The 25525-nt window shown below is 64.4% G+C and carries 24 protein-coding genes and 1 pseudogene; 10 read left to right on the forward strand and 15 right to left on the reverse strand.

Annotation, left to right across the window (positions count from 1 at the left end; translation table 11 throughout):
• Positions 1-79: 79 nt before the first annotated feature.
• From D7S89_RS18075 to mreB, 4 genes are all read right to left on the reverse strand, one after another.
• Positions 80-2365 (reverse strand): amylo-alpha-1,6-glucosidase, encoded by a 2286-nt coding sequence (locus D7S89_RS18075; protein WP_121279546.1) that lies wholly within the window; start codon positions 2363-2365, stop codon positions 80-82.
• A 133-nt stretch (positions 2366-2498) separates the two neighbouring features.
• Positions 2499-3356 carry an alpha/beta fold hydrolase gene (locus tag D7S89_RS18080; RefSeq protein ID WP_425470836.1) on the reverse strand — a complete coding sequence of 286 codons (858 nt, stop codon included), beginning with the start codon at positions 3354-3356 and terminating at the stop codon, positions 2499-2501.
• 11 nt (positions 3357-3367) lie between these two features.
• Positions 3368-4246, reverse strand: a complete 879-nt coding sequence (locus D7S89_RS18085) for an MOSC domain-containing protein (RefSeq protein WP_121279549.1) — start codon at positions 4244-4246, stop codon at positions 3368-3370.
• Between the two features lie 128 nt (positions 4247-4374).
• A complete protein-coding gene (mreB, locus tag D7S89_RS18090) occupies positions 4375-5409 on the reverse strand; it encodes a rod shape-determining protein (protein WP_121279551.1) in 1035 nt (344 codons plus the stop codon).
• 279 nt (positions 5410-5688) lie between these two features.
• Here mreB and D7S89_RS18095 point away from each other — a divergent pair, with 279 nt between their 5' ends.
• On the forward strand, positions 5689-7257 hold the full coding sequence (locus D7S89_RS18095) for an ABC1 kinase family protein (protein WP_121279553.1): 1569 nt from the start codon (positions 5689-5691) through the stop codon (positions 7255-7257).
• Here D7S89_RS18095 and D7S89_RS18100 read toward each other — a convergent pair.
• From D7S89_RS18100 to D7S89_RS18110, 3 genes are all read right to left on the reverse strand, one after another.
• Positions 7247-8107, reverse strand: a complete 861-nt coding sequence (locus D7S89_RS18100; RefSeq protein WP_121279555.1) for an AraC family transcriptional regulator — start codon at positions 8105-8107, stop codon at positions 7247-7249. The two genes, D7S89_RS18095 and D7S89_RS18100, sit on opposite strands and share 11 nt — an antisense overlap.
• 197 nt (positions 8108-8304) lie before the next feature.
• Entirely contained in the window at positions 8305-9969 is a 1665-nt protein-coding gene (locus tag D7S89_RS18105; RefSeq protein ID WP_121279557.1) for a S10 family peptidase, read from the reverse strand.
• Between the two features lie 129 nt (positions 9970-10098).
• Positions 10099-11688: a S53 family peptidase gene (locus D7S89_RS18110; protein WP_121279559.1), complete on the reverse strand. Its 1590-nt coding sequence runs from the start codon at positions 11686-11688 to the stop codon at positions 10099-10101.
• 369 nt (positions 11689-12057) lie between these two features.
• Between D7S89_RS18110 and D7S89_RS18115 the strand changes: the two genes are divergently transcribed.
• The gene (locus tag D7S89_RS18115; RefSeq protein ID WP_121279561.1) at positions 12058-12567 is read left to right on the forward strand and encodes a DUF1993 domain-containing protein; all 510 of its coding nucleotides are present in this window, start codon (positions 12058-12060) and stop codon (positions 12565-12567) included.
• A 131-nt stretch (positions 12568-12698) separates the two neighbouring features.
• Here D7S89_RS18115 and D7S89_RS18120 read toward each other — a convergent pair whose 3' ends face one another.
• Positions 12699-13328 (reverse strand): LysE family translocator, encoded by a 630-nt coding sequence (locus tag D7S89_RS18120; RefSeq protein ID WP_121279876.1) that lies wholly within the window; start codon positions 13326-13328, stop codon positions 12699-12701.
• 291 nt (positions 13329-13619) lie between these two features.
• On the opposite strand from D7S89_RS18120, the gene D7S89_RS18125 reads away from it, so the two are divergent.
• The 3 genes from D7S89_RS18125 (at position 13620) to D7S89_RS18135 (ending at position 15981) form a co-directional block, all read left to right on the forward strand.
• Positions 13620-13922 (forward strand): ArsR/SmtB family transcription factor, encoded by a 303-nt coding sequence (locus D7S89_RS18125; protein WP_121279563.1) that lies wholly within the window; start codon positions 13620-13622, stop codon positions 13920-13922.
• A gap of 97 nt (positions 13923-14019) precedes the next feature.
• On the forward strand, positions 14020-15081 hold the full coding sequence (locus tag D7S89_RS18130; protein WP_121279565.1) for an alkene reductase: 1062 nt from the start codon (positions 14020-14022) through the stop codon (positions 15079-15081).
• A 135-nt stretch (positions 15082-15216) separates the two neighbouring features.
• On the forward strand, positions 15217-15981 hold the full coding sequence (locus tag D7S89_RS18135) for an SDR family oxidoreductase (RefSeq protein ID WP_121279567.1): 765 nt from the start codon (positions 15217-15219) through the stop codon (positions 15979-15981).
• A 51-nt stretch (positions 15982-16032) separates the two neighbouring features.
• Here D7S89_RS18135 and D7S89_RS18140 read toward each other — a convergent pair whose 3' ends face one another.
• The gene (locus D7S89_RS18140) at positions 16033-17103 is read right to left on the reverse strand and encodes a pyridoxal-phosphate dependent enzyme (protein WP_183085258.1); all 1071 of its coding nucleotides are present in this window, start codon (positions 17101-17103) and stop codon (positions 16033-16035) included.
• A 91-nt stretch (positions 17104-17194) separates the two neighbouring features.
• On the opposite strand from D7S89_RS18140, the gene D7S89_RS18145 reads away from it, so the two are divergent.
• Complete coding sequence (locus D7S89_RS18145; protein WP_121279878.1) at positions 17195-17503, forward strand: high-potential iron-sulfur protein; 309 nt, start codon at positions 17195-17197, stop codon at positions 17501-17503.
• Positions 17504-17548: 45 nt separating this feature from the next.
• Here the strand turns inward: D7S89_RS18145 and D7S89_RS18150 are convergent, their stop codons facing one another.
• The 4 genes from D7S89_RS18150 to D7S89_RS18165 form a co-directional block, all read right to left on the reverse strand.
• Positions 17549-18583: an NADP-dependent oxidoreductase gene (locus D7S89_RS18150; protein WP_121279571.1), complete on the reverse strand. Its 1035-nt coding sequence runs from the start codon at positions 18581-18583 to the stop codon at positions 17549-17551.
• A gap of 125 nt (positions 18584-18708) precedes the next feature.
• Positions 18709-19317, reverse strand: coding sequence for a TetR/AcrR family transcriptional regulator (locus tag D7S89_RS18155; protein ID WP_121279573.1), 609 nt, complete (start codon positions 19315-19317; stop codon positions 18709-18711).
• A 73-nt stretch (positions 19318-19390) separates the two neighbouring features.
• Positions 19391-19807: a type II toxin-antitoxin system VapC family toxin gene (locus tag D7S89_RS18160; protein ID WP_121279575.1), complete on the reverse strand. Its 417-nt coding sequence runs from the start codon at positions 19805-19807 to the stop codon at positions 19391-19393.
• Positions 19794-20027 carry a FitA-like ribbon-helix-helix domain-containing protein gene (locus D7S89_RS18165; protein ID WP_121279880.1) on the reverse strand — a complete coding sequence of 78 codons (234 nt, stop codon included), beginning with the start codon at positions 20025-20027 and terminating at the stop codon, positions 19794-19796. The genes D7S89_RS18160 and D7S89_RS18165 overlap by 14 nt, the downstream gene beginning before the upstream one ends.
• A 343-nt stretch (positions 20028-20370) precedes the next feature.
• On the opposite strand from D7S89_RS18165, the pseudogene D7S89_RS27935 reads away from it, so the two are divergent.
• Positions 20371-20490: pseudogene (locus D7S89_RS27935) on the forward strand (CoA transferase); the annotation flags it as partial.
• A 45-nt stretch (positions 20491-20535) separates the two neighbouring features.
• Here the strand turns inward: D7S89_RS27935 and D7S89_RS18175 are convergent.
• Positions 20536-22035 (reverse strand): YncE family protein, encoded by a 1500-nt coding sequence (locus D7S89_RS18175; protein WP_121279577.1) that lies wholly within the window; start codon positions 22033-22035, stop codon positions 20536-20538.
• On the reverse strand, positions 22032-22484 hold the full coding sequence (locus tag D7S89_RS18180; protein ID WP_245983032.1) for a DUF305 domain-containing protein: 453 nt from the start codon (positions 22482-22484) through the stop codon (positions 22032-22034). The genes D7S89_RS18175 and D7S89_RS18180 overlap by 4 nt, the downstream gene beginning before the upstream one ends.
• Positions 22485-22744: 260 nt before the next feature.
• On the opposite strand from D7S89_RS18180, the gene D7S89_RS18185 reads away from it, so the two are divergent.
• From D7S89_RS18185 to D7S89_RS18195, 3 genes are all read left to right on the forward strand, one after another.
• Positions 22745-23263, forward strand: a complete 519-nt coding sequence (locus tag D7S89_RS18185) for a sigma-70 family RNA polymerase sigma factor (protein ID WP_121279581.1) — start codon at positions 22745-22747, stop codon at positions 23261-23263.
• Positions 23260-24087, forward strand: coding sequence for an anti-sigma factor family protein (locus D7S89_RS18190; RefSeq protein ID WP_121279583.1), 828 nt, complete (start codon positions 23260-23262; stop codon positions 24085-24087). The genes D7S89_RS18185 and D7S89_RS18190 overlap by 4 nt, the downstream gene beginning before the upstream one ends.
• 148 nt (positions 24088-24235) lie before the next feature.
• Positions 24236-25465, forward strand: coding sequence for a molybdopterin-dependent oxidoreductase (locus tag D7S89_RS18195; RefSeq protein WP_121279585.1), 1230 nt, complete (start codon positions 24236-24238; stop codon positions 25463-25465).
• Positions 25466-25525 lie beyond the last annotated feature (60 nt).

Here is a 25525-nt window from a genome sequence, read left to right on the forward strand (position 1 = left end):
TTGTTTCGCAAGAAAAATCGACAACAAATGTTATCACCGGCGCCTAACCCCTCCCCCGTGCTCGCGCCTTGCCATGTGCCTACAGCAATGCGACGACGCGCGCGTCGCCCTCCTCGGCCGACGCCACCACCTTGCCGCCGACGCGAGCGAACAGAATCGATACGTGCTTCTCGCCGACGCGCAGATTTTGCAGTTCGAGCCAGTCGATGCCTTCGGGCAGCGCCGGCTGTTCGATCCGCACTTCGCCGCGCGCCGCGTCGATCGTCACACCCAGACACGCCTCGAGCATCATGAACGGCGCACCCGCAGCCCATGCTTGTGGCAGGCACGCGACCGGATAGGCGGTCGGCGGTTCGCCGCGACGGCGCGGAAGGCCGCAGAACAGCTCCGGCAGACGCATATCGAAGCTCACCGCCGCCTCGAACAGCGCCTGGAGCAGCCGCACCGCGGCCTGCTTCTCGCCGTAGCGCGCGAGCCCCCGCGCGCACAGCGCATTGTCGTGTGGCCACACCGATCCGTTGTGGTACGCCATCGGATTGAAGCGCGGCTGATCGGCAGCCAGCGTCCGCACGCCCCAGCCCGTGTGAAACAGTGTCGATCCGAGCCGGCGCGCCACGGCTTCGCCACGCGTGCGTGACGGCAGACCGAATGCCAGCAGGTGCCCCGCGTTCGACGCCAGCACGCGGCACAGATCGCCGTGCCCGTCGAGCGCGATGCCGTAAAAGTTCAGATCAGGCATCCAGAACAGCGCCTCGACGCGCTCGCGCAGCGCGGTGGCGCGCTCGGCATAACGCGCCGCGTCGTCGTCGAGCCCGCGACGCTTGGCGAACCGCGCCATCGTATCGAAGGCCTCGCACGCGTAAGCCTGCACCTCGACGAGCGCGATCGGCCCCTCGGGCATGCGCCCGTCGGCATGGAACACGGAATCGTGGCTGTCCTTCCACCCTTGATTGGCGAGCCCGCGTGTGGACGCACATTGATAGTCGACAAGCCCATACGGATTCTTGTCGCACACGCGCGCGACCCATTGCGCGGCGCGCTCGAGCGCGGGCCACAGCTCGGCGATCAGCACCTCGTCGCCGGTGCGCGCCTCATAGGCGCCGGCCAACGCGATGAACAGCGGCGTCGTGTCCACCCCACCGTAGTACAGCGCAAACGGCACCTCGCCCGTCGCGGCCATCTCGCTCTTGCGCATCTCGTGCATGATCTTGCCCGTGGCGGCATCGCGGAACGCCGAATCCTCGCGCGCCTGATGCTCGGCAAGAAAACGCAGCACGCCGCGCGCCAGCCACGGCTGCAACCACAATGTCTGCAGCGACGTGATGACCGCATCGCGCCCGAACGGCGTCGAGAACCACGGAATGCCGGCATACGGATAGGGGCCGGACGGCAGATCGGTCGTCAACAAGCTAAGGTCTGCGAACGAACGGTCGAGCCACGCATTGAACAGCGGATTGCTCGAGCGCAGACGCGCCGTCGAACGGCGGCGCTCGCGCATCGACAGGTGCGAATTGGCCAGCGCGGCGCGGACGGCGGCGCGCCCCACGCGCGGACGCACGGCGTCGATCTGCGTCAGATGCACGACCGACGCGCTGTGCGGCGGCTGTGCGACGTGCACGCTGGGCGGCGCGCTGCCTTGCGCGGCCGGCAACGGGCGCGCTTGGGCCGCCACGGAAAGATAAATCGACACGCACGCTTGGGCAGACAGCTGCACCGAATAGTCCGCGCGATCGGCGAACAAATGCTTGGGCTCGGGCGAAAATGCGATGTGCACGTTGCGTTCGACTTCATCGAGGCCGACATAGCGCAACTGCACTTGCCCCTGCAACACGCGCGGCGGCTCGAACGTACCGTGCTTGCCCCGCTTCATGCCGCGCACTTCGAACATGTCCTTGAAGTCGCTCGCGAATGAAATCGACAGCGGGACGACCGCATCGCTCGAGCCGTAATTCGTCAGTTGGATCGCTTCGTACAGCACGGTGCCGCACAGCACGCGCAGACGCTCGACGTGAATGACGCCCTCGGGCATGCCCTCGCCGCCGAGCGGCGGCAACGGGCGATTCGTCAGATGGGCGGTAAACGAGGTGTTGTCGCTGCTGACGCTGCCCGAGAGCAGCGAGGGCGCACGCCCGCCGAACGTGAGCCGCAGCTGTGACAGCATGCGTGTGTCGTTGACGAACAGGCCATCGTCGTGGCCGTTGATGTCGCCGAGCGGATCGTTGACGACAAAGGTGTCGCCCGATTTCAGAACGTATTGGCTCGAACGCGCAATGTAAGGATTCTCGGGCGCAATGAACACGCCATCGGGTTCGTGATCGAGCGGCGCCCCGCTCTCGGTCGTCCTCTCGCTTACGTCGGTATCCATTATCGTGTCGCTCCTGCCGTTGGCTTGCTTCGATTGTATAAAGCGCGGCGGGAACGGGAAGGGTAAGCGCCGCTTTGCCGCCCCCTGATACGCCAATCCGTTGCGCAAATACAATGCCCGCCGGCCACTTCTACTAGCCGGCGTCGCGCACGAACTCGTCTACATACCGGTTGAACGCCGACGGATGAGCGAGATTCATGCCGTGGGATGCACCGCGCACCGTCTGCCGCTCGACATCGGGCAACCAGGTCTCGAGCGCGGCGACATTGCGGCGGAAGATCTCGGGGCTCTTCTCGCCATCGATCAGCAGCGTCCGGTGCCGCATCGTCGACGCCGCTTCGTACGTGTAGGCCGGCAGCGGATCCTGGAATTGCCGTGGCAGCGTCGCAGCGTTGTCGAGCGCCATCGTGCGAAAGGCCATCGTACTCTTCTGCCATGAACCGACACGGCTCACCGAGTCGACGAACAGCTGCACACCGGCCTCGGTCTCGCCCGACTCGATCAATTGGGCTGCCCGTGCGCGCAGCGGATTGACGGTGTCGGGCAGCACCGCGAGCGTCTGCCCCGGCATCTGCAGCGGGCCGCCGGGGTCGGCCAGCGTCAACGTGCGCACATGCTCGGCATGGCGCAAGCCGAATTGGTACGCCACGCAGCCGCCGCGCGAATGCGCCACGACGTGCGCCGGCCCCGCGTCGAGCCGCTCGAGGAATTGCGCGAGCTCGTCGGCATGGACGCTCCAGCTGAACGGCTGGCTATCGGACAGGCCCGCGAGCGGCCAATAATGCGTGAGACTGACGGCGACGCACCGATAGCTCGCGGACAACCCCGCCAGTTGTGGCTGCCAGTAGCGGTAGTCGCACAGCGAGCCATGCACGAACAGCATCAGCGGGCCCGTGCCGCGCTCGACGTAAGGCATGCGCAAGCCGTTTGCCAACTCGATGAAACGAACGTCGGCGTCTACTGCATCGAGGGAAGAAGGACGAGGGGACATCGGCGCTCGGCTCAGTCTTCGAAGCGCAGTTGCGCGTCGACGTCCTGCCCCAGCGCCAGCATGCCCCCCGCGCCAGCCGCGACGACGGCGTTTTGCCCGAACGTCACCGCACCGTCGAGGCGGCTGTCTGCACGGTACGCACGGTACGTGCTCATCGTATCGGTCGGCTCATTGGGCCAGCGCGGATCGGGTGCGCCGGTCGCTTGATCGATATCCGGAACCGGGCAGCGCGCGCACGGCTTCACGATGCGCAACGACACTTCGTCAGCACCGGCCGCGACGACCAGCGTTTCGACGTAATCCTCTTCATACGCCTCGAGGCCCGTGATGACGACGTTGGGCCGGAAGCGGTTCATCGGAATCGAATCGACGCCCTGGCTGTCGAGGCGCTCATTGAGATCGTCGAGCGAGGCTTCGCCGATCACGAGCAGCGGATAGCCGTCGGCAAAGCGCGTCGGCGCCACGATGTTGCCGGTCCAGGCGCGACTCGCGATGCGCTCCGCTGCCGGGTCGAACCGCACGAGCCGCAGCGGTGTGCCCAGAAAATCGGAGAACCAGCGCGCGGCTTCGTCGCCGCAATCGAGAGCCGTTACCGTATCGCGCCAGACCGTCGCCGCCACGCGCGGCGCGTGGGCGAGCTGCTCGGCGTCGAGCGGCGTGCGCAGCGGCGGCATGCCCGGCGCTTGCACGACGAGCGCTCCGTCACCGAGCTCGGTCCGGATCAACGCCATGCGCGGCAGCACGCGCTGCGTCACGAAATAGCCGGTGCCGTCGACGAGCATCCAGTTGCGGTCGTACTCGAGACCGTACGGCAGCAGGCGCGCCTCGTTCAGCGCGATGCCCGCGCAGGATTTGATGGGATAAATGTAGAGCTGACTAATGGCTGGCATGGCGGGGTATCGCGACTTCGATACGGATGGGGAAGCGCGATGGTACACCCCCTAGCCCCCTGCGTGAATGCAGCGGGGTCCGAACGCTCGCCGGCAGGCAGCGGCATCAAGCTGCGGAATCAGCGGGGTTACTGAAACGAGGCGGAGTCGACATACTCGGCGGCCTCGCTCGCGCCACGCACAGCACATGTAAGCGGTTCGTTGGCCACGCGCACGGCGAGGCCCGTTTCCTCCACGAGCCGCTTGTCGAGATTGGCGAGCAACGCGCCGCCGCCCGTCAACACGATGCCAGTTTCGGCGATGTCGGTGATCAGTTCCGGCGGCGCGTTTTCGAGCGCAGTCTTGACCACCCCGATCACGGCTTTCAGCGGCACGGACAGCGCGTCGGCTACATCGTGGTTCGACAGTTCGATCGTGCGCGGCAGACCGTCGGCAAGGCTGCGCCCGACCGCGCGCATGCACTCGAACGGCACATTCATGGTGGCCGTGCCGATCGTCTTCTTGACATGCTCGGCCGTCTGCTCGCCGAGCACGACGCCGTACAAGTTGCGCACATGGCTCACGATCGCGGCATCGAACTGGTCGCCGCCCACGCGGACGCAGCTCTGGTAGGCCACGCCACCGAGCGAGATCACGCCGACCTCTGTCGTGCCGCCGCCGATATCTACGACCATCGAGCCGCGCGCCTCGCGCACGGGCAACCCGGCGCCGACGGCCGCCGCCAGCGATTCACCGATCAGGTTGACCCTCGAGGCGCCCGCCGCAAGCGCAGCCTCACGAATGGCGCGGCGCTCGACCTCGGTGGCGCCGCCCGGCACGCAGATGGTGAACTCGGCCCGACGCCCGAACAGCGAGCGCAGCTGCGCCATGTCGACGAATTCGCGGAACATGCGCTCGGCGGCCGAGAAATTGGCGATGACCCCGTGCTGCATGGGCCGTACGGTTTCGACGTTGCCCGGGGAGCGGCCCAGCAACTGCTTGGCTTGATCGCCGACGGCTGCCACGCGCGCCTGCGCCGTGTCGGCCGTCTTCTGAAAGCAGACCACCGACGGCTGGTTCAGCACGATGCCTTTGCCGCGCATGTAGATGAGAGTGTTCGCCGTGCCCAGATCGACCGCAACGCTTTGCGAGAATAGCCGATTTAAAAAGAGATGATTCGACATCGTTGGCTCTCTCGTGATTGAGAACAACGGCGTGCGATCCCCCGCGGCGGACGCGGCGCGGATAGCGCGCGTTGCGCGGTAGCCCAGGTGGCGCCGATTGACGAGCTTTACGGCAGCGTGACAAACAACTTTAGGGGGCGATAACGTTTTCGATGTTGTGCGTTGCCGCATATCGGGTCGAATCGCGCACCTGTGCCGGTGCTAGTTGCACGCAACATGGGCCGCCGCATGGCATGCTTGTGGGCGGACTCGCCCATCCCTTGCCCGGACCCTTTTTCCATGCGCATTTCGCTTCGCCGCCTGCTGCTGCTCTTCTGCGTGCTGCGTTACGGTGCGCGGCTCCTCTGGCTCACCGCGCCGCAGGACGACAAAGTCCGCTGGATCGCGGCCGTGCTCACGCGCTTGCATGCGTCGCCGCACGCGCGCACGCAACTCGATCGCGCGCTGCCGCAGCTGGCGCCACTGGCACGCGCGTTCGCCGAAAATCTGGCCAATAAGCCCGAAATTGCCACCCATACGCTGCATGATGCGATCGACGCACTGAGCCGCATGCAGGCCGAGCTTGCCGAGCCGCTGCCACCCGACGAGGCGCAGCGGGCGCTACGTGCCGCACTCGGCCAGCCGGTCGAGGCAATATTCGAATCGATCGACTGGGTGCCGCTCGAAAGCGGCATCGCCAATCAGATCCACGCCGCACGGCTGCGCTCGCCCCAAGGCAGTCATGCGGAAGTGGCCGTCAAGCTCGCGCGCGAGCGTGAAGTGGCGCGCCTCGAGGACGACGTAGCCGTGCTCGGCTGGGTCGCCGCATTGCTCGAACCCGGCTTTCCGGCCGCGCGGGAGCTTGGGCTCGCTGCCCTCGCCGCCTCGTTCGGTGCCGACCTCATGCGCCGCTTCGATCTGCGTGCCGAGGCGGCCAACCTGTCGCAGGCCGGGCGCCACTTCAGCGACGACACGCGTGTCGTCGTGCCCGACGTGATCTGGGAGTTGTGCACCGACACGACGCTCGTCGTGCAGCGCATCGAGACCCTGCCCATTTCCGACATCGACGGCCTGCGGCAGCACGGCATCGATCTCGAGCAGCTTGGCGCGCACGTCGTCGAAGTGGTCATCGAGCAAGCCTTTGAGCACGGCTTCTTTCACGCGGCGCTCGACGCCCGTCGCATCCGCGTATCGATCGAAGCCGACACGCTCGGGCGACTGGTGCTGGCCGACTGCTCGATCATGGCGAGCCTGACCGAGCCCGAGCGCGAGTTCTTCGTGCACGGGGCGACGGCGCTGTTCGGCCAGGACTACGGCAAACTCGCGGGCATGCACCATGAAGTCGGCCATGTCGCACCGGGCACACGCCCCGAGCAACTCGAAGCCGAATTGCGCATGCGCAGCGAGGCGCATTTCGCGACCCACCCGCAGCAGCGCCAGGCCGGCGCGCTGCTCCATCAACTGAGCGCCGCCGTGCGCCCGTTCGGCGGCGACGTGCCAGCGGCGCTCGCGCTGGCCCAACACTCGCTCGCCCGCGCCGAAGCGCTCGCCCGCACGCTCGCGCCCGAGCTCGACACATGGCGCGTCGTCGAACGTGCGCTCGCGGAATTGGCTCGCAAGGACCTCGACCACCGCGGCTGGCTTAAACGGCTATCGCGCGAACTGCCTCACCTGGCCCCCATCGTGCCGCGCCTGCCGCTGCTCATCGCACAACAGCTGCAACGGCGGCATGAGCAGCGCGACCGATTCGATTCGGCAGTCTGGCATCGTCAGCTGCGGCGCGAGCAACAGCGCACGCGACGGTTGCTGCTCGGGTGCGCCGTTTGCGGCTCGCTGCTTGGCGCGGCGGCCGTCTTGCTCACTCGGTAGGCGCCGCGTTGCCGACTTCACCCTGCACCGGCAACCAGAATTCGACCTCCCCCATCCCTGTACAGGGGTCGAACCGTTCGTCGTAGCGTTCGAAGTCGGGCGCATCGGCCACCTGAATGCCCGATGCGGGCAACCATCGATTCCAGATCGTGTTCAACGTGTTTCGGATAGCCGCGATATGGCCGCGATGCACGAACACGGCGTAGCGCTGTGCGGGAATCCGCAGGCGCACGAGCGGCTCGGGCACGTTGGCGAAGTCGCTTACTTCGACCCCGCATACGTAATCGAAGCTGCCTGCTCCGTCGGCATTGCAGCAAACGCCGTATGAGGTTTGGCCGACCTGTCCCGGCACTTTGTCGATATACGGCACGAAGCGCTGCCATTGGGCAGGGATGCCGGCGCTCGTGTCTCCGGTGTAACGCTCGGAAAGGCCGGCGATGAGCAGCGCTGGGCCGTCGACGAAGCGTGGCGGTTCGAGATCGTCAATGAAGGTTCGTTCCATGTTCATAGGCTCCATTAGGCCAATGTTCTCAAGGTGACGTTGGCGGCGCACCGCTTCGGGCGTCAGCCCGAATTGCTCGCGAAATGCGCGCGTGAATGCCTCGTGGGAGCCGTATCCCGCATCGAGCGCAACGCTCAGAATATCCGCCGCACCGTCGGCCAGCGCACGAGCGGCGACGCTGAGGCGCCGCCTTCGCACGTAGCCCATGACGGAGCAGCCCGTTGCAGCGCCGAACGCACGTGACAGATGAAACCGCGAGACGCAGCCGGCCTCGGCGATCTCGTCGAACGAGAGGACATCGGCAAGACGAGTCTCGATAAACCACAGCGCGCGTGCTACGGCGTTCATACGTGTTGAATCCCGGTCAAGGCATGGCCCTATTTATATCCACTTTGAGATTCGTCGGCTTGATCGCCATTGCGCATCTCTCGCCGCACCGGCGCGGGTCATCCTTGCGCAAAAAGGTCACCACATTAAAAACGGCGCTGCTGGCCGAAGCCAGCAGCGCCGCCTTGCTCATACTCGTCAGGCGCCACCTGGCGCCATCAAGCCCGGTGCCGCGTCTGCAATGTACGGATGCGATCCATGGCGGGCTGGTCCGCCGTCACCGCATCGTACATCTTGGCAAGATCGCTCTTGAGTGCCGTCCGTGAGCCGCCGTCGAGATACACCATGTGGCCCGACGGATAGAACCGCGCCGACAAGTTCTGCCGCACGCTCTGCTCGAGCAGCGGCATCTGCTGCAGATCGAGCACGGTCTGGTAGAACGGCGTCACGAAGTCGTAAAAGCCGTTCGCCGAGAGCACCTTCAAGTCGATGTTCAGCGCCATCACCGCGGCCAGATCGCCGGCCGTATACAGGATGACGTTGCCCTGCGCATCGATGCCCTTCTGCGCGCCGGTAGGGTCCGTGTGGTGGAAGTCCCAGTTCTTGAACGTCTGATCGTTCAGGTCGGTGAACGACGAATTCGATGTGTACTGCAGTTGCTCGTTCAAGTACGTGTTCCACATCGTCGTGTAGACGCCCGTGACGGCCGTCATCGTCGGGTCGTTGCCGCCTGAATTCGGGTCGATCTGCCCCGCGATGCCCGTTTCGATGCCAGTCACCCGGCCGTCGTACGCGCCGAGCGCGAGCCCCTGCGACTTGAGCAGCGTCGTCAGGAACACCGAATTACCGTGGTTATCGTAGCCGGCGACGTCCAGGCTCCAGGACAGCAGCGTCGTCTTGTCGATACCCGTGTACTGCGAGAGCTTCTCGACGGTCGCATCGTTCGCCTGCGGGAACGTGCGCAGCGCCGCGAGGAAGTCCGTGCGAGCGAACTGTGCGACTTCCTCGACGAACGCGCCCAGATCGGTCGGCGCCGGCGACACGCCGAGCCGCTGGTGAAACCACGCATCGGCGGCGGCCGTGGGCAGCGCGCCCACCGGGTTGCCGGCCTGCGCATAGTCGAGGATCGACGACTGCAGCGTGATGCCGTTCAGGTCCACGCCGTCCTCGTGCAGCAGATAGGCGAGGACACAGCTGCGCGCCGTGCCGTACGACTCGCCGAATAGATACTTCGGCGAGTTCCAGCGTTCGTTCTTGGTCAGATAGCGCTTGATGAACTGCTTGATCGAGCGCGCATCCTGATCGACGCCCCAGAAGTCCTTGTTCTTGTGCGGTGCGACGGCGGCCGAATATCCGGTACCGACCGGGTTGATGAAGACGAGGTCGCTCTTATCGAGCAGGCTGTCGGGATTGTCTTCCATCGAATACGGCGCGGGGGGCGTGAAGTTCGGCATCGACGTCTTGATGCGACGCGGCGCGAACGAGCCGAGCAGCACGAACACCGACGACGAGCCCGGTCCGCCGTTGTAGAAGAACGTGACGGGACGCGCCTCCTCGGTCTGCCCGTCTTCGGTGAACGCCACGTAGAACATTTTCGCGTTCGGCTGCGAGCTGCTCTCGTCGACGGTCACGAGGTGGCCGGCCGTCGCCGTGTAGGCGATCGTGCGCCCGCCGATCACGATCGAATGATGCGTGATGGCCGCCGCTTCAGTGGTATCGGTGACGGAATCGTCGGGGCCGTTGCCGTAGGCAACGGGATCGAAATACGGCTCGTCGGGCGTCGAGCTACGCATGATGTTCGGCATCGACGCCCTGCTGCCCGGCGTAAGAGCATGCGACGGGTGGCGAGACTGCGGGCTGGCGGAACCAGTGTCGGAGTTCATCGTGATCGCTCCATCAGTTAGGTCGGCGGATAGATCCCTCACTCGTGCGCCGACTGCGTTAGCGGGGTGCTGCTGCAAAAGAGTGGTGGCGTTTCGCGCGGGAAGCGCAACGCGGTCGATGTGCCGTCATCAGCCTGCGCCCTGCGTCTGCAAGGCCTTGGCGATCTTCTGCCCGTCAGGGCTGCCGAGCCCCGTGCATGCGTCCCAGCCGGGTGCCGCGGCATAGCTGCCGTTGTTGCCGCGCGTGATGTCGTTGAACGCGGTGCCCGCGCGATACAGCGCGGCGTTGAGGAAGCCGAGCGGCTTGCCGTTGGCTGCGTTCAGGCGCGCGATGAGCCCGGCGAACAGGGGAGCCACGGCGCTCGTGCCGCCTACGGCCAGCGACTCGCCGTCGACGAGCACCTGGTAGCCCGAGCCTGGCGACGCGTTGCCGGCCACGTCGGGCACGCCACGCATCGTCAGCGGCGTGCTCGAGCCGTCGGCGCGCGTCAGTTGCAGTTGCGCCTGCCACGACGGCAGCTCGAACCTCGCGCTGATTCCGCCACCCGTTGCGCCGCCCGACACGCCATCGTTCCACACCACCTCGCTTTCGATGCCGCTCGCGGCCGTCCCGCCCGCGGTGATGCGCGTGCCCCCGCATGCCAGCACGTAAGGGCTCGAGGCGGGAAAGTCGACATGATCGCCGCCATCGTCGACCCCATCGCCCGAGCCGCTGTCGCCCGCTGCGACGCACACGGTCACGCCTTGCGCAGCGGCCGCCTGCAGCACCTGGTTGAACGCAGAGAACGCCTGCGGCGTCCAGCTCGGCTCGGGACCGCCCCAACTGATCGAGATGACCGACGGGCGATGCGTCGTGTCGTGCACGGCTTGAGAAACGGCGTCGATGAACCCGGCGTCTCCGTTCGGTGCGAAATAGGCGACGATCGTTGCGCCGGGCGCCACGGCACCGGCGATTTCGATGTCCAGCGTCACTTCGTTGTCGGGCCCGCTCGGATTGCCCGTCGACGAATTGCTGCCGTGACCGACACTCACCGACACGACGGTCGGCGCAGGCACGCCGAGCTGCGCGAAGTAAGTATGGAGATCGGAGTCTTCGTAGCCGCCGCCGAGCTCGATGATGCCGATGCATTGGCCGGCGCCGTCGCCGGGCGGAAAGTCGTAAAGCGACGCGATCTGTAGGGGCGTGAAGATTTCGCCCTGCCTGCTCTCCGGCGACGCAACCGCGCGATAGCGAAAATGCGCGCGAGCCTGCGGCCGGTCGTCGAGGCCGAGCACTGCCGTGACGACGCCCGCCAGTTCATCGGGCACCGTCAGCGGCCCCGTGCGGCCGCGGAATTGTCCGAGCTTGGGATGCTCATAGGACTGCAGTTGCACGCCGAACGCTGTTTGAAAATGCTCGACGGTGCCTTTGAGCAAGATCGTACAGGCAGCCGCATCGGCACGCACGATCTCGAGTTCGTACTCCTTCGCGAATGCCTGGAGCTTGGCGAGATCGTCGTCGGCCACGCCAAAACGGGCGGCGAACGCTTCTCGGCTAAGCGGCTCGGCGCGGTCGCCTTCGGCAAGCCGCTGCATCAGTTGGTCGAGCGCCTCCTGGTTCTGGTGCCGTAACGTAACGATCACGTGCATGGTCTGCGCCGGATCGGCGGGGCCAAGGCACTTCGAACCTTCCACCGGCGCACGCTCGCTGCCGGCGAGCCGCTGTCTCGCTTTAGTCATGGTGTGACGCTCCTCTTTAAAGGACTACGCCAAACTTCCGACAAAAGCATATTCGCGCAGTTCCGGCCGGCTGGCCATTCGGCCGATCGCGGCTGCGAGAAGCGGGTGCGCAAAACGTAGGGCAAATCGCATTCGTCGGACAACTGCCCCAAGTGTAGTTCATGCGCCGCAAAGCGGGCATGCGTCGCAAAGCGGGTAGACGGCCCGATCTGCGAAAGGCCGAACAAGCAGCGCGTGGACGACGGCGAAAGACCTTGCCAAGCGCGTTCTGCACGATGCGCCTATCATCGCGCAGTGGCCGTACCGGTCGGCATCGGCCACCCCACCCGCGCGTCAACGCCGCGCCCAACGACAACAAGGAACGCCCCCATGACCCTGTCGATGTATCAAGCGTCCATCCCCGTTTTCCTGCGTGCCTTAGAGAATCTGCGCGGCATCTTGCACAAGGCACAGGCGCACGCCGCCGCGAAGAAGATCGACCCGTCGGTCCTGCTCTCGAGCCGGCTCTTTCCCGACATGCATCCGCTCACGCGTCAGGTACAGATCGTCTCGGATACGGCCAAGTTCTGCGCATCGCGCCTGGCTAGCATCGAGCCGCCGAAGTTCCCCGATGTCGAAACGACGTTCGACGAACTCGACGCGCGCATCGACAAGACGATCGCCTTTTTGAAGGAAGTCGCTCCGGCCCAGATCGACGGCAGTGAAGAACGCACGATCACGCTGACTTTCCCGAGCGGCTCGATGGAAATGAACGGCATGGCGTACCTGCTCAATCTCGCGGTGCCGAACTTCTATTTCCACGTGACGACGGCCTACGCCATCTTGCGTCATAACGGCGTCGAGATCGGCAAGTTCGACTATCTGGGCCGCTGGGAGTAGTAACACCCAGCCCCGTGGCCAGCGGGAAGTAGATGGACAAAGGCCCGACGTGCACTACGCACGCCGGGCCTTCGACTCAATGGCAGAGCGCACGACGCTGCGAGCCGCGCGCCAGCGATCGGTCAATCAGCTCAATCGAGCGACAGCCGCAACGCGAAGCCGAGCAACGCGGCCGAGAACGTCCAGCGCTGCACCATCTGCGCAACCGGGTGCGCACGCAGCAGTTTGGAGATACGAGCCGCGCCGCACGCGTACAGCGTGTCGAACGCCATGCCCGTCAGCACGAGCAAGATGCCGAGTTCCGTCATTTGCAGCGCGACGGGGCCAGCCGCGGGCCGCACGAACTGCGGCAGCAGCACCGAGCAGAACAGCAAAGCCTTCGGATTGAGCAGATTGGTCAGCAGGCCCTTCAGGAACATCTCGCGCGCCGGGCTGGCAGCTTGAGCGGCTTCACCCTGCGCAGGCAATGCGAACATCGGCGAACGGAACACCTGGATCGCGACGTAGCCGAGATAGGCGGCACCGCCATAGCGCACGACTTCATAGAGCCACGGCGCGGCCTTGAGCAGCGCAGCCACACCGCACGCGGACAGCGTCACGTGCGTGGCACGCGAGACGGCCAAGCCGCCGGCCGCCGTCAGGCCCGTGCGCGCCCCGCGCGCAATACTGGTTTGGAGAATCAGCGCCATGTCCGGGCCAGGCACGGCATACACGACGATCAGTGCCACGATGAAGGCACACAGCAAATTAACGGAAACCACGGTCGAACTCGACGACGATACTGGGAATGCCGTCATTGTGATGGCTGATGCGGAGCGATTTTCGGCTTTATTCTCGATCGAATGGCCAAGCCTTAGCGCTTCTTAGAAGAAAAAAGAATATCCTTAGCAGATTCCCCTCGCCAACGATCGCCACCAAGAAACGCTATCACCCTCATTGGCAATGTTGTCTTGATTTATATCGGGAAGATCCGATATAAGATTCCGTCAACAGCGATTCTTCCTGATCTCAATCTCAATGTGTTGGACCGCTGGTTGAGTTGTTTGCCCGATATGACGATTGACATCGATGCGATTCACAAGGCGCTGGCCAATCCTATCCGTCGCGAGATTCTCGCGTGGCTGAAGGAACCGCAAGCGCACTTCACGAACCAGGAGCTGCCGCTCGAATGCGGCGTGTGCGCCGGGCAGATCAATGCCCGTTGCGGACTGTCGCAATCGACGGTCTCGGCGCACCTCGCCACGTTGCAAAGCGCGGGGCTCGTGACGGTCAAGCGCGTCGGCCAGTGGTGCTTCTTCAAGCGCAACGAGGCCGTCATTCAGGCATTTCTCGACACGCTGCACGCCAACCTTTGAAGCACGCCCCGCGCTTCATCGGCCCGTGCGGCACCGTCTGCTTTCGTTACTCGACTGATCGGCGGGCCCTGCGCCCGCCAACAAGGTGAACAACGCTATGCCAACTCTTTTCGATCCGCTCGTCGTCGGTGATCTCACGCTACCGAACCGCATCATCATGGCTCCGCTCACGCGCCAACGCGCAGGCGACGAACGCGTGCCGAACGCGCTGATGGCGCAGTACTACGCCGAGCGCGCATCGGCCGGGCTCATCCTGACCGAAGCAACTGCTGTTTCGCCGCAAGGCCTCGGCTACGCTGCCACCCCGGGCATCTGGTCCGACGAGCAGGTCGCGGGCTGGAAGCTCGTGACCGATGCGGTGCATGCTGCTGGCGGCCGCATCTTCCTGCAGCTGTGGCACGTCGGCCGCATCTCGGATCCGATCTTCCTGAACGGCGAACTGCCGGTCGCCCCGAGCGCCATCGCACCGCAAGGTCACGTGAGCCAAGTGCGGCCCGAGCGGGCCTACGTCACGCCGCGTGCGCTCGAACTGCACGAAATCCGCGACATCGTGGCCGCCTATCGCAAGGGTGCCGAAAACGCGAAAGCAGCGGGCTTCGACGGCGTCGAAGTGCACGGCGCGAACGGCTATCTGCTCGACCAGTTCCTGCAAGACGGCGTGAACCGCCGCACCGACGCCTACGGCGGCTCGATCGAAAATCGCGCGCGCCTGCTGCTCGAAGTCGTCGACGAGTGCATCGCCGTTTGGGGTGCAGGACGCGTGGGCGTACACGTTTCGCCGCGCGGCGACATCCATTCGATGGGCGATTCGGACCCGGCAGCTACGTTCGGCTACGTCGCACACGAGCTCGGCCAGCGCGGCGCCGCGTTCCTGTGCGCACGCGAATCGCTCGGCGAGCACCGCTTCGGCCCGGCGCTGAAGGCTGCGTTCGGCGGCGTCTACATCGCCAATGAGAAGTTCACGAAGGAATCGGCCCAGCACACGCTCGACGCCGGTGACGCCGATGCGGTCGCGTGGGGGCAGCTGTTCATCGCGAACCCCGATCTGCCCACGCGCTTCCAGCTCGATGCGCCGCTGAACCAGCCGAATCCGGCCACGTACTACGCCGCCGGTCCCGTCGGTTACGTCGATTACCCGGCGCTCGAAGCGGCTGCGTAAGCCGTGATTAAGCTGTAATGTGCTGGCGTCGGCCGCGCGATACACCGAGGCCGTCGCTACATGCCGCTCAGGATCGGTTGAACGATCGGTCCTGAAGCGGCTTTTCGCGTTCTTCGTCTTTTCACTCCGATCGCCATGACGACCTCTTCCGCCTCCCCCCTCAAAGCCAAAGCCATCGTAACGGGCCACACGCGTGGCCTCGGCGCTGCGCTCGCCGAAACGCTGCTCGCGCGCGGGTTCGCCGTGCTGGGCGTTTCCCGCACGCGCCATGCGTCGCTGGCTTCGCGCTTCGGGGGAGCACTGGAGGAAGCCGAAGTCGATCTCGCCGATTCAGGCCAACTCGCTCAATGGCTTGCCGGCGAATGCCTGCCGCGCTTCTTGCGCGATACGCAGCAGGCCCTGCTGATCAACAACGCGGGCACCGTGCAGCCGGTCGGCCCAGGCAGCACACAGGCAAGCGTCGATGTCGCACGCGCGGTGGCGCTGAACGTCGGCGCCCCGTTGATGTTCGCGAGCGCGTTCGCCACGGCCAGCACGCATGTGCCCGATCGGCGCATCGCGCACGTCTCGAGCGGCGCGGCACGCAGCGCCTACGCGGGCTGGAGCGTCTACTGCGCGACGAAGGCCGCGCTCGATCACCATGCGCGCGCCGTGGCGCTCGACAATGAGCCGGGCCTGCGCATCGCCAGCGTCGCGCCAGGCGTCATCGACACCGACATGCAAGCCGAAATCCGCGGCACCGACGAAGCGCGTTTTCCATTACGCGAGCGCTTTACTCAACTGAAAGCCGACGGCCAACTGAGCACGCCGGCCGACGCCGCCCACAAGTTCGTCGACTATCTGCTCAGCGATGCGTTCGGCCAGACTGCGGCCGCCGACGTGCGCATGCTGGGCCAGTAAACGTAGCCGCAGCGCAGCAACGCGATAGCGTCGTAGCGCAAGCTCCTCCGTTCAAGCCATCGAGCGCAGGCCGGCGAGTCTTTCGAGCGTGACGTTGCCGCCTGCCGCGAGCACGACGACCGGTGCCGGCTCGCCCGCCTGATCATCGGCCGTGGCGCCGATCTCGGCACCGCGCCACTTGAGCGCGGCAGCCAAGGCCACGGCCCCGCCTGGCTCGACCACCAGGTGTGCCTCGTCGAAATAGCGCAAGCTCGCTTGCGCGATCTCGCGTTCGCTGACCGACACGATCTCGTCCACGTAGTCGACGATCACAGGAAACGTCAGATTGCCGGGTGCTTGTACTTTGATCGCATCTGCAATGCTCGCGCTGGGCCCTGCCGCGCGCACGATGCGCCCCGCCGCGAACGATTGCTGCGTATCGTTCTCGAGCTCAGGTTCGACGCCGATCACGCGCACGGACGGCATCGTCATCTTCACGGCAGCCGCCACCCCAGCCAGCAAGCCGCCCCCGCCCACCGGCACGAACACCGCGGCAGGCAGACGTGCGCCGGCCTTGAGCTGCTCGCGCAGCTCAAGGCCGATCGATGCCTGCCCCGTCATGACGGTCCAGTCGTCGTACGGCGGAATCAGCACCCGGCCGGACTCAGCCGCCAGGCGCTCGGCCATGGCGCGACGCGCATCGGAAGTCGGCTCCGACATCACGACCTGCGCGCCCCACGACTGCGTCGCGCGCACCTTCGCTTCGGGCGCGTCGGGCGACATCACGATGAGCGCCGACACACCTGCATCGGCCGCGGCTTTGGCCACGGCTTGCGCATGGTTGCCCGTCGAATAAGCGATGACGCCACGCGCCCGCTGCTCGTCGGTCAGGCTCGCCACGAACAGCGTCGCGCCGCGGATCTTGAACGAACCCGTCGGCAGCAGGCATTCGGCTTTAACAAAGATCGGCGCACCTCCCGCCGTACGCCACATGCGCGGCTCCACCAGCGGCGACTGCGGAAGCCGCTGCCGCAACACGCGCGCCGCCGCTTCGATCGACGCGAGCGTCAGATGGGTGGTGTGCGCTTGCCCAGGCTCGGCTCGTTGATGCGTGAGTCCGCCGACAGTCGCTTCGTGATTCATGCGGTTTCCCCGTCTGACTTGGTCAGGACAAAAGGAAGCCAGTATGCTCTCGATGCGCTGTTTCCTTCCGACAAACCGACATGGAGTCCCCATGAACGCATCGCGCCGCACGTTCCTGATCGCCAGCCTGGGCGCCGCCTCGTCGCTGGCCGTATCGCGCATGGCCTTCGCCGCACCTCAGCACTTGAGCGAGAGCGAAGCCGATGCGCAAGCGCAGGGCTACAAGGAAGACGCCACGAAGGTCGACGCGAGCCGCTTCCCGAGCTACAAGCCCGGCCAGAGCTGCGCGAACTGCTCGTTGTTTCAAGGCAGCTCGGCCGACAAGTGGAGCGGCTGCGTGCTGTTCGGCGACCGGCTCGTGGCCTCGTCGGGCTGGTGCGCGTCCTACACGAACACGTAGGCCACGGCCGGCCACGCACCAAGCACCAAGCACCAGAGCCGCGCGTTACGCTTCGGCGACGCGCACGACGAGCTTGCCGAAGTTGCGTCCTTCGAGCAGGCCGATGAACGCGGCAGGCGCATGCTCGAGGCCGTCGATCACGTCCTCGCGCAGTTTGATCTGCCCTGCCTCGACCCACTCGCGCATGTCGCGGCTGAACGCCTCGAAGCGGTCGGCGTAGTGATCGAGGATGATGAAGCCCTGCATGCGGACGCGCTTCTGCAGCACCACCGCCATCAACCGCGGCAACCGGTCTGGGCTCGAGGGCGACGTCTCGTCGTTGTAGTGCGCGATGAATCCGCACACCGGCACGCGCGCGCCGATGTTGAGCAGCGGCACGACCGCATCGAACACCTCGCCGCCGACGTTCTCGAAGTAGACATCGATGCCGTCCGGGCAGGCGGCTGCGAGACGTTCGGCGAACTGCGGATCGCGGCGATCGAGACAAACGTCGAAGCCCAGCTCCTCCACGGCATAGCGGCATTTGTCGGCACCACCGGCAATGCCCACTACGCGCGCCCCCTTGAGCTTCGCGATCTGGCCGACCACCGAACCGACGGCACCGGTGGCCGCCGCCACCACCACGGTTTCGCCTGCCTTGGGCTGACCGATGTCGAGCAGGCCGACGTAGGCCGCAAAGGCAGGCATGCCGAGCCCACCCAGCGCCAGCGACGGTCGCTTCATGTCGCCGAGCGGCGTGAGCTCGTTGCCATCCGACACCGCGTAGTCCTGCCAACCAGCCCTGCCCAGCACCAGATCGCCGACGGCGAATTGCGGATGCTTCGACGCGACGACACGGCTCACGGTCCCGCCGACCATCGTCTCGCCCACCTGTACCGACGGCGTATAGCCGGGCCCGATTTCATCCATCAGATTGCGCATGTACGGATCGAGCGACAGGTACAGCGTACGGAGCAGCACTTCGCCTTCCTTCGGCGTGAGCACGGGGGCCTCGTCGAGGTGGAAATCCTGCAACGTGGGCTGGCCTTGCGGACGGGCGGCGAGCAGGATGCGGCGATTGACTGTTGCGGCTTGCGACATGAGGTTCAGCTCCTGGGCTGCGGATAAATAAAAGGTCCACTCGAGTAGACCAGTCGTCTAGTAAATCGACACAAAAAAAGGCGGGGGCGCGCATGCAGATCTCCCACCTCGTCTTGCGTCTGGCTTCAAGCGTCTTGCGTCAAACTCAACTTCAACTGCTCCTGCGTGTTGGCCATAGCCATATCGAGCGGCTCACGGCTACGTGTGATCTTGGCGAGCAGACTCGCCCCCAACCAGTTCTGATAAAGCGACAGCGCGGCGGCCTGCGGATCGGCGACGCCCGTTACCGATCCGTCGGCGTTGCCGGCTTCGATACCGCGCGCCAGGCATGCGATCACGCGATCGGTGCCGCGCTTGAGCGCCGCTCGCATCGTCTCCGACAGATCGCAAACCTCCGCGCCGAGCTTAACCACGAGGCAACGGCCCTGCCCCTCGTCGCCGATCTGCGAGTCGAGCCAGAACTGGAAATAGCGGATGAGCCGTTGTGCGGCCGTGCCCGGCTCGTCGAACAGCGCTTCCATCTGCGCGAGGTAGTCGGCAAAGTACCCTTCGAGGATGGCTTCGCCAAAGGCCTCTTTGGAGCCGAAGTAGTGATAGAACGAGCCCTTCGGCACGCGCGCCGCGCTCAGCACCTCGGTCAGCCCGACAGCCGTGAAACCCTTGCTCAGCAGCATCGGGTAAGCCACATCGAGGATGTGCTGGCGTACGTCGGCAGGAATATGTGTTGCATTCATGGTGACGCACTTTAGCATACAATTAGACCGGTCGTCTAGTAAATTGTCTGACTTATTTGGGGCTGATCTTTCCTTACTCGAAGGGATTCAACAGTCGGACGCCCGTTCTGGCGAAGTCATCGACGTTACGCGTAACCACCGTGAGGTCATGAATCAACGCGGTCGCCGCGATCAGTTTGTCCAAAGCATGCTCGGGATGTGGCGCTCGCAGATGCCCCCATAGTTGAGCAATCTCCTCATTCACCGACAGAATGTTTTGCGTGTATTCGCCCAGCACGCCTCCCAGCCACGCTTCCAGGATGACCACCTGCTGCATGTCCCCTCTGTGTCGAATCAACTCGACCCCACGCCGAAGCTCGGCAATCGTGACGACGGAAAGGTAAAGGTCGCTCTCGTCACGCACCGCTCTCCGGAAAAACGTCCGCACTCCTTGATTGGCGCGCTCACGTTTCCTGACCTCGCTAATCACGTTTGTATCAACCAAATACATTCGGAGCCTCTCCATCGTCCTGCCGCCCAAAATCTGCGTCTTCGCCTACGTCCGGCATGCTCATCAGTACCTCTGCAAAGCTCATGCGTTTTGGCCTGCGCAGCGCCTTTGCCAGAATTTCACGATGCTCCGCCTCAGCGCTGCGACCATGCGAGGCCGCCTGCTCACGAAGATTCTGGACGAGGCTTTCGTCCACGTTGCGTACAAGAAGATTTGCCATCACCAGCTCCCCCAAAACGATGCTATCAATGATAGCATTCGACCGGGCCGATGCAAGCATTTGCTATCAGCGGCGAACCACACGCTGCACACACGCGCGACGAGCACGCACAATGATCCCTCCGATCGCGTAGCCCAACCAGTTGGCCGGACGGCTTTGACGATTGAACAAGCCGATGAGCGATCTCACGCGTTAGCGATAGACCACGATCATGCTCGGATGCTAACGCTGGCGTGCCGCCTGACGGCAGCGCTGCTCACCTTCCCGGACTAAAGTTCGAGGTCTCTCGGTAGTCGCCGCCTTGGCGAACTTGATGGCACGAACGACAACCGAAAACAGCGGCACGACCGACGTCGTCTTGCTGCCGCTTTCGATGGGCTGGCGACGCCTTGGCGTGCGGCAGGCGCTGGCCCGCGTGGGCCAGCACACTCAGGAAATTCTCGTGCGGCTGAAGAGCCGCGCCCACCGCCCGCCTCCAGCGGCAACAAGCGTGACGCTAGTGCAGTTGCTACCGCGCGTCTTCCTGCATTTGCACCTGCACGGGTGCGCCGATCTTACCTGCCACGCTGGGTGCGATCACGAGATAACGGCGTTTGTCGGTGCCTGCTTCAGCCCCCTTCTCCGCGGATGTCCCCGCCGTATTCGACGTCACCACTTCGCGAATCTGGCCAAGTGCATTGACGATCGCCGCACCGGCCGGGTTCGTCTTGAACGATGCGAGCGGTTCGATGCTGCCGCTGCCGTCGGGATGCGGAGCGAGCCCCAGCACATACGGCTGCTTCGGCTGCAAGCCGGACACGGCCGCTTGCAGCACCTGCACGAGGCCTTGATCGAACAGTGCGACGGTCGTCGACGCCGTGCCACCGGCGACGGCCCTGAGCGTCAGATGCTCGGCGTTGCCGGCTAGGCCGAGGGACTCGGTATTCTGCGTACCATCCCCTTCGGGCACCGCGTTCGGCACATAAACGAGCGCTTGTGGAGCCTGCCCGATCGGCACCGTCGCGACGACTCGGTTGGCCAGCGTATCGATGACGGCCACTGCGTCGGCATTCTCGAGCCCGACATAAATGCGCGTACCGTCGCCAGACGGCCACAGGCCGTGCGGCAGGCTTCCTACCGGGATCGTCGCGACCTGCGAGAAGTCGTCAGTGCGGAACACCTTCACTTGGTTCAGGCCACCCACGGTCACGTAAGCGAACGTTCCATTCGCGTTGCGAACGATGTTCACGTGATTTGTGATGGGTCCCGTATCGAGCGTCTTGAGCAAGGTGAACGGTGCGTGCGCGTCGAACACCTGCGTCTTGCCCACGTCCTTCAGCGTGAACCACACTTGCTTGCCGTCGGGCGTCGCCGCGAGATCCGGACAAAACGGGCTCGCCTGCGTGACCTTGCCGACGATCCGATGCTCGGCCACCGATATGACGTCGGTCTCGGGATTGAACGACGAGCACACATAGCCGTACTTGCCGTCGGGCGAAAAGATCTGCATGCCTGGCCCGTTGGGCACGGTGATCCGCGTCTTCTCCGCGAACGTTTTGCCGTCGAGCACGTCGATGTAGTTCTCGCCGCGCACCGTCACCCAGACCTCGCTGCCGTCCCGCGTGAAGAATGCTTCGTGCGGCGAGCGCCCCACATACGTTATGTGCTTGACCGCATTGGTCTGCGTATCGATGAATGCGACCGAATTCGAGCCGATCGAAACGACGGCGAGCGTACGTCGATCAGGCGAAACGCCCATGCCGTGTACGAGTAATTGGCCGCGATAGAGCGGGCTGAAGTTGGCTGGCGACGGATCGCCGAGACGAATCTCGCCGACGAGATGGTTGTCGGCCGGGTCGATCACCGACACGGTGTTCGAGAATTGCTCCGCCGCATAGACCCGATCGTGATGGCTGATGGGAATGTCAGCATCGGATGCGGCGCCGGGCACCTGGCCGGCGAACGACGCCTGCACCATGAACAAGGCACTGGACGCCAGGGCGGTAGCGAGTCGATGAGTTACTTTCATTTTGATTCCCGCGTAGTGGAACGATCGTTGGACGGAGATGCACAAGGCGTGCTCGCGGTCGAAGAACAGGGCATCGCGTGAAGTTGATCGGGTGCCGGCGCGGAAGGCGGCAACGGCTGCCCTAACGCAAGTCGCATCGCCGCGATTTCCTGCTGCTGCTCGACGACGATTTCCTGCGCGATACGGCGTAATTTCTCGTTGTGACCGTAACGCAGCTCGGCCTGGGCCATGTCGATGGCCCCTTGGTGATGGGGGATCATGGCGGCGGCGAAATCGCGATCGACGTCACCGGTCGGCTTGATCGACATGCCGTCCATCATCTTGGACATCGCCGTGTCGTTATCGGCCAAAAACGCAGCTTCTTCTGCACTGCGAAAATCCGGTGGCCCGGCGGCGATCGCATCGGACTCCGCAGCAAACGTCGCTGCCAGCATCAACGCGGCGAACATCGGACGCGCGAATGCGGGTGATAAAAGGCACATGAATGAAGCTCCCTGTGAACGCGATGGATATCAGCGCGAACACAGGGACAAGCAGCGTTATTCCATCGCTCGATTCTCGCTCATCGGCATCGCAGCCCTAGCGCGTTTATTCCCATGCGTCACGAGCGAATCGATGGAATAAACTGCGCGCACACGTGTTCCCCTGTACATGAATAACGACGAAGGCCCACCAAGGGCCGGCTGCGCGAAACAGACTGGTATGAGAAATGAACATCCGCGATGAATTGACGGAGCACGTGCCGCGCTTGAGGCGCTATGCCCGAGCGCTGATCCGAAATCAGGAACTTGCCGACGACCTCGTTCAGGACACACTCGAGCGCGCGCTACAGCGGCTGAGCCTGTTCGAACCCGGCACCGATCTGCGCGCCTGGCTCTTCACGATCATGCATAACGTGTTCGCCAATCAGGCGCGCAAGGCGTCAGTACGCGCGTTGCATGTCGGGCTGGACGACGACGTCGTCGACCAGAACAACTTTTCGGTTGCGCCGGGGGAGTCGCGCTCGCTCGAAGTACGCGACCTCGACTACGCGCTGCAACGCCTGCCGGCCGAACAGCGCGAGGTGGTGCTGCTCGTCGGTCTCGAGGAGATGAGTTACGCCGATGTGGCCCTCACGCTCGGCATTCCGATCGGCACTGTCATGTCGCGTCTTTCGCGCGGCCGCGAGCGATTGAGAGCTTGGATGACGGGCGCAAAGCCTGTCGAGAAACTGAGGATGGTGAAATGAACGAGCGGCCGGATCCCTTTACCGAAGACGACATCCATGCCTACGTCGACAGCTTGCTACCGGAAGCGCAACGCATCGAAATCGAGCGCGCACTCGAACGCGACCCGGCGCTGGCAGCACGCGTCAGCGACTATTTTGCGCAGAACACCTTGTTCCATGAGCGTTACGACCGGGTACTTCAAGAGCCCTTGCCTCAGCGGCTGCGCCAGGCAGCCGTGCCATCGCACCGCCCGGCGGCGAACTGGCGGCACTATGCAGGACTTGCTGCCGCGCTCGTGCTCGGCATCGGCATCGGCGTGGGCACCGACATGCAACTACATCCGCCTGCTTCGCCCCAGGTCGCGAGCGACGCCACGCGGTATGCCGATGCGACCCAAGCGGCCGACCCGCTCCCGCAGCAGGCCGCGATCGCCCACGTGCTGTACATGCCCGCCGTCGAACGCCCCGCGCAACTCGGCTCGCAGAATGAACAGCAATTCGTGCGGTGGCTCGCGCAGCGGCTCGGCACCGACGTGAAACCGCCGGTTCTCTCCCGCAGCGGCTTCGAGTTGATGGGTGGGCGCCTGCTGCACACGACCGACGGGCCAACCGCCCTGTTCATGTACCGCGATGCAGCGGGCGAGCGCGTCACGCTCTACATTTCACGCAGGACGACAAGCCTAGCCACGACCGCGTTCAAGCTCTATCGGGACGGCCCCGTCAATGTCTTCTATTGGATCGATGGCGACTTTGGCTATGCGATCTCCGGCGGCATCGATCGCCGCCGGCTGCTTGCGCTCTCACACGACGTCTACAAACAAATCACCGCCGCGCAACAAGGCTGACCTCGACCCTGAGCGAGCAATACATACAAAAAAGGCACCGGTCCCATCGCGAATTTGCCTATTACATAGTCTGAAGGCGTTCCTATACTGCTGAGCGTTGCACCTGCTATCGGATCGATCGAACGTCTTACGACTACTGAGGGCAACCTTGAACCCCTACGATCCAGACGTCTCCCTGCGACGCCGCAAACTACTCGGCGCCCTTGGCGCCGCATTCGCTGCACCGCTCCTGGCAAACGCGGCGGAAAGCACACACATCGTCCTTCCGTTCAGCAACGGCGAGCGGCCGCTCACGTCTGGCTTTCCGCAGAAATCAGGCATGATTCTGCAGCGGACGCGCCCTCCATTGCTCGAAACGCCGTTCGACGTATTCGACCAGAGGGTGTTCACGCCCAACGATCGCTTCTATGTGCGCTGGCACCTCGCGTCGATTCCTACGACGATCGATCCACATACTTTCCGCCTCGACATTCGCGGTCATGTGAATCGCCCCGTCAGTCTCACGCTCGACGAGCTGGTCAGCCGATTCCCACGCTTCGAGATCGCCGCCGTGAACCAGTGCTCCGGCAATTCACGAGGCTTCTTCGAACCACGTGTGCCGGGTGGACAATGGGCCAACGGTGCCATGGGCAACGCCCGCTGGACCGGTGTGCGCCTGAAGGACCTGCTCACACATGCCGGCGTCCTGACAAACGCCGTGCGGGTGCGCTTCGACGGACTCGACTCGGGTGTCATCCCACAAACGCCGAAGTACCTGAAGTCACTAGCCATCGAGCACGCGCTCGACGGCGAAGTGATGGTTGCCTATGCGATGAACGGGCAGCCCCTGCCGCTTCTCAACGGCTATCCGCTGAGGCTCGTCGTGCCTGGATGGTATGCAACCTACTGGGTCAAGATGCTGCACGACATCGAAGTGCTCGATGGTCCCGACGACAACTTCTGGACCGCGAAGGCCTACCTGGTGCCGGACAACCACTATGCGAACGTGCACCCAGGCGAACACGGATTCAAGCAAGTGCCGATCAGCACCATGCTGCCACGCTCGTTTTTCACGAATGTGCAAGCGGGTGCGCGGGTGCGCGTCAGCGAGCCCATGCTCGTACGCGGCATCGCGTTCGGCGGCGCATCCGCGCTCAAGCAGGTGCAATTCTCGGCCGATGCCGGGCATACCTGGAGCACGGCCGCATTGGGCCGCGACTTCGGCAAGTACAGCTTCCGTCAATGGCAGACGACCGTTCGTTTCACGCAGCCGGGTAAGCAGATCCTGATGGTGCGCGCAGTCAATGCAAACGGCGAGTCGCAGCCGAGCGTGCCGAACTGGAACGGCGCGGGGTTCATGAGAAACGTCGTCGAATCGATCGACGTCGATGTCGCTTGAACGACGAGGGAAGACAATGCACGCAAAGTGGATTCATATCGCGCGAGTGTGGGCTGCACC

Origin of the sequence: Trinickia fusca, assembly GCF_003628145.1 — a bacterium.
Lineage (GTDB): Bacteria > Pseudomonadota > Gammaproteobacteria > Burkholderiales > Burkholderiaceae > Trinickia > Trinickia fusca.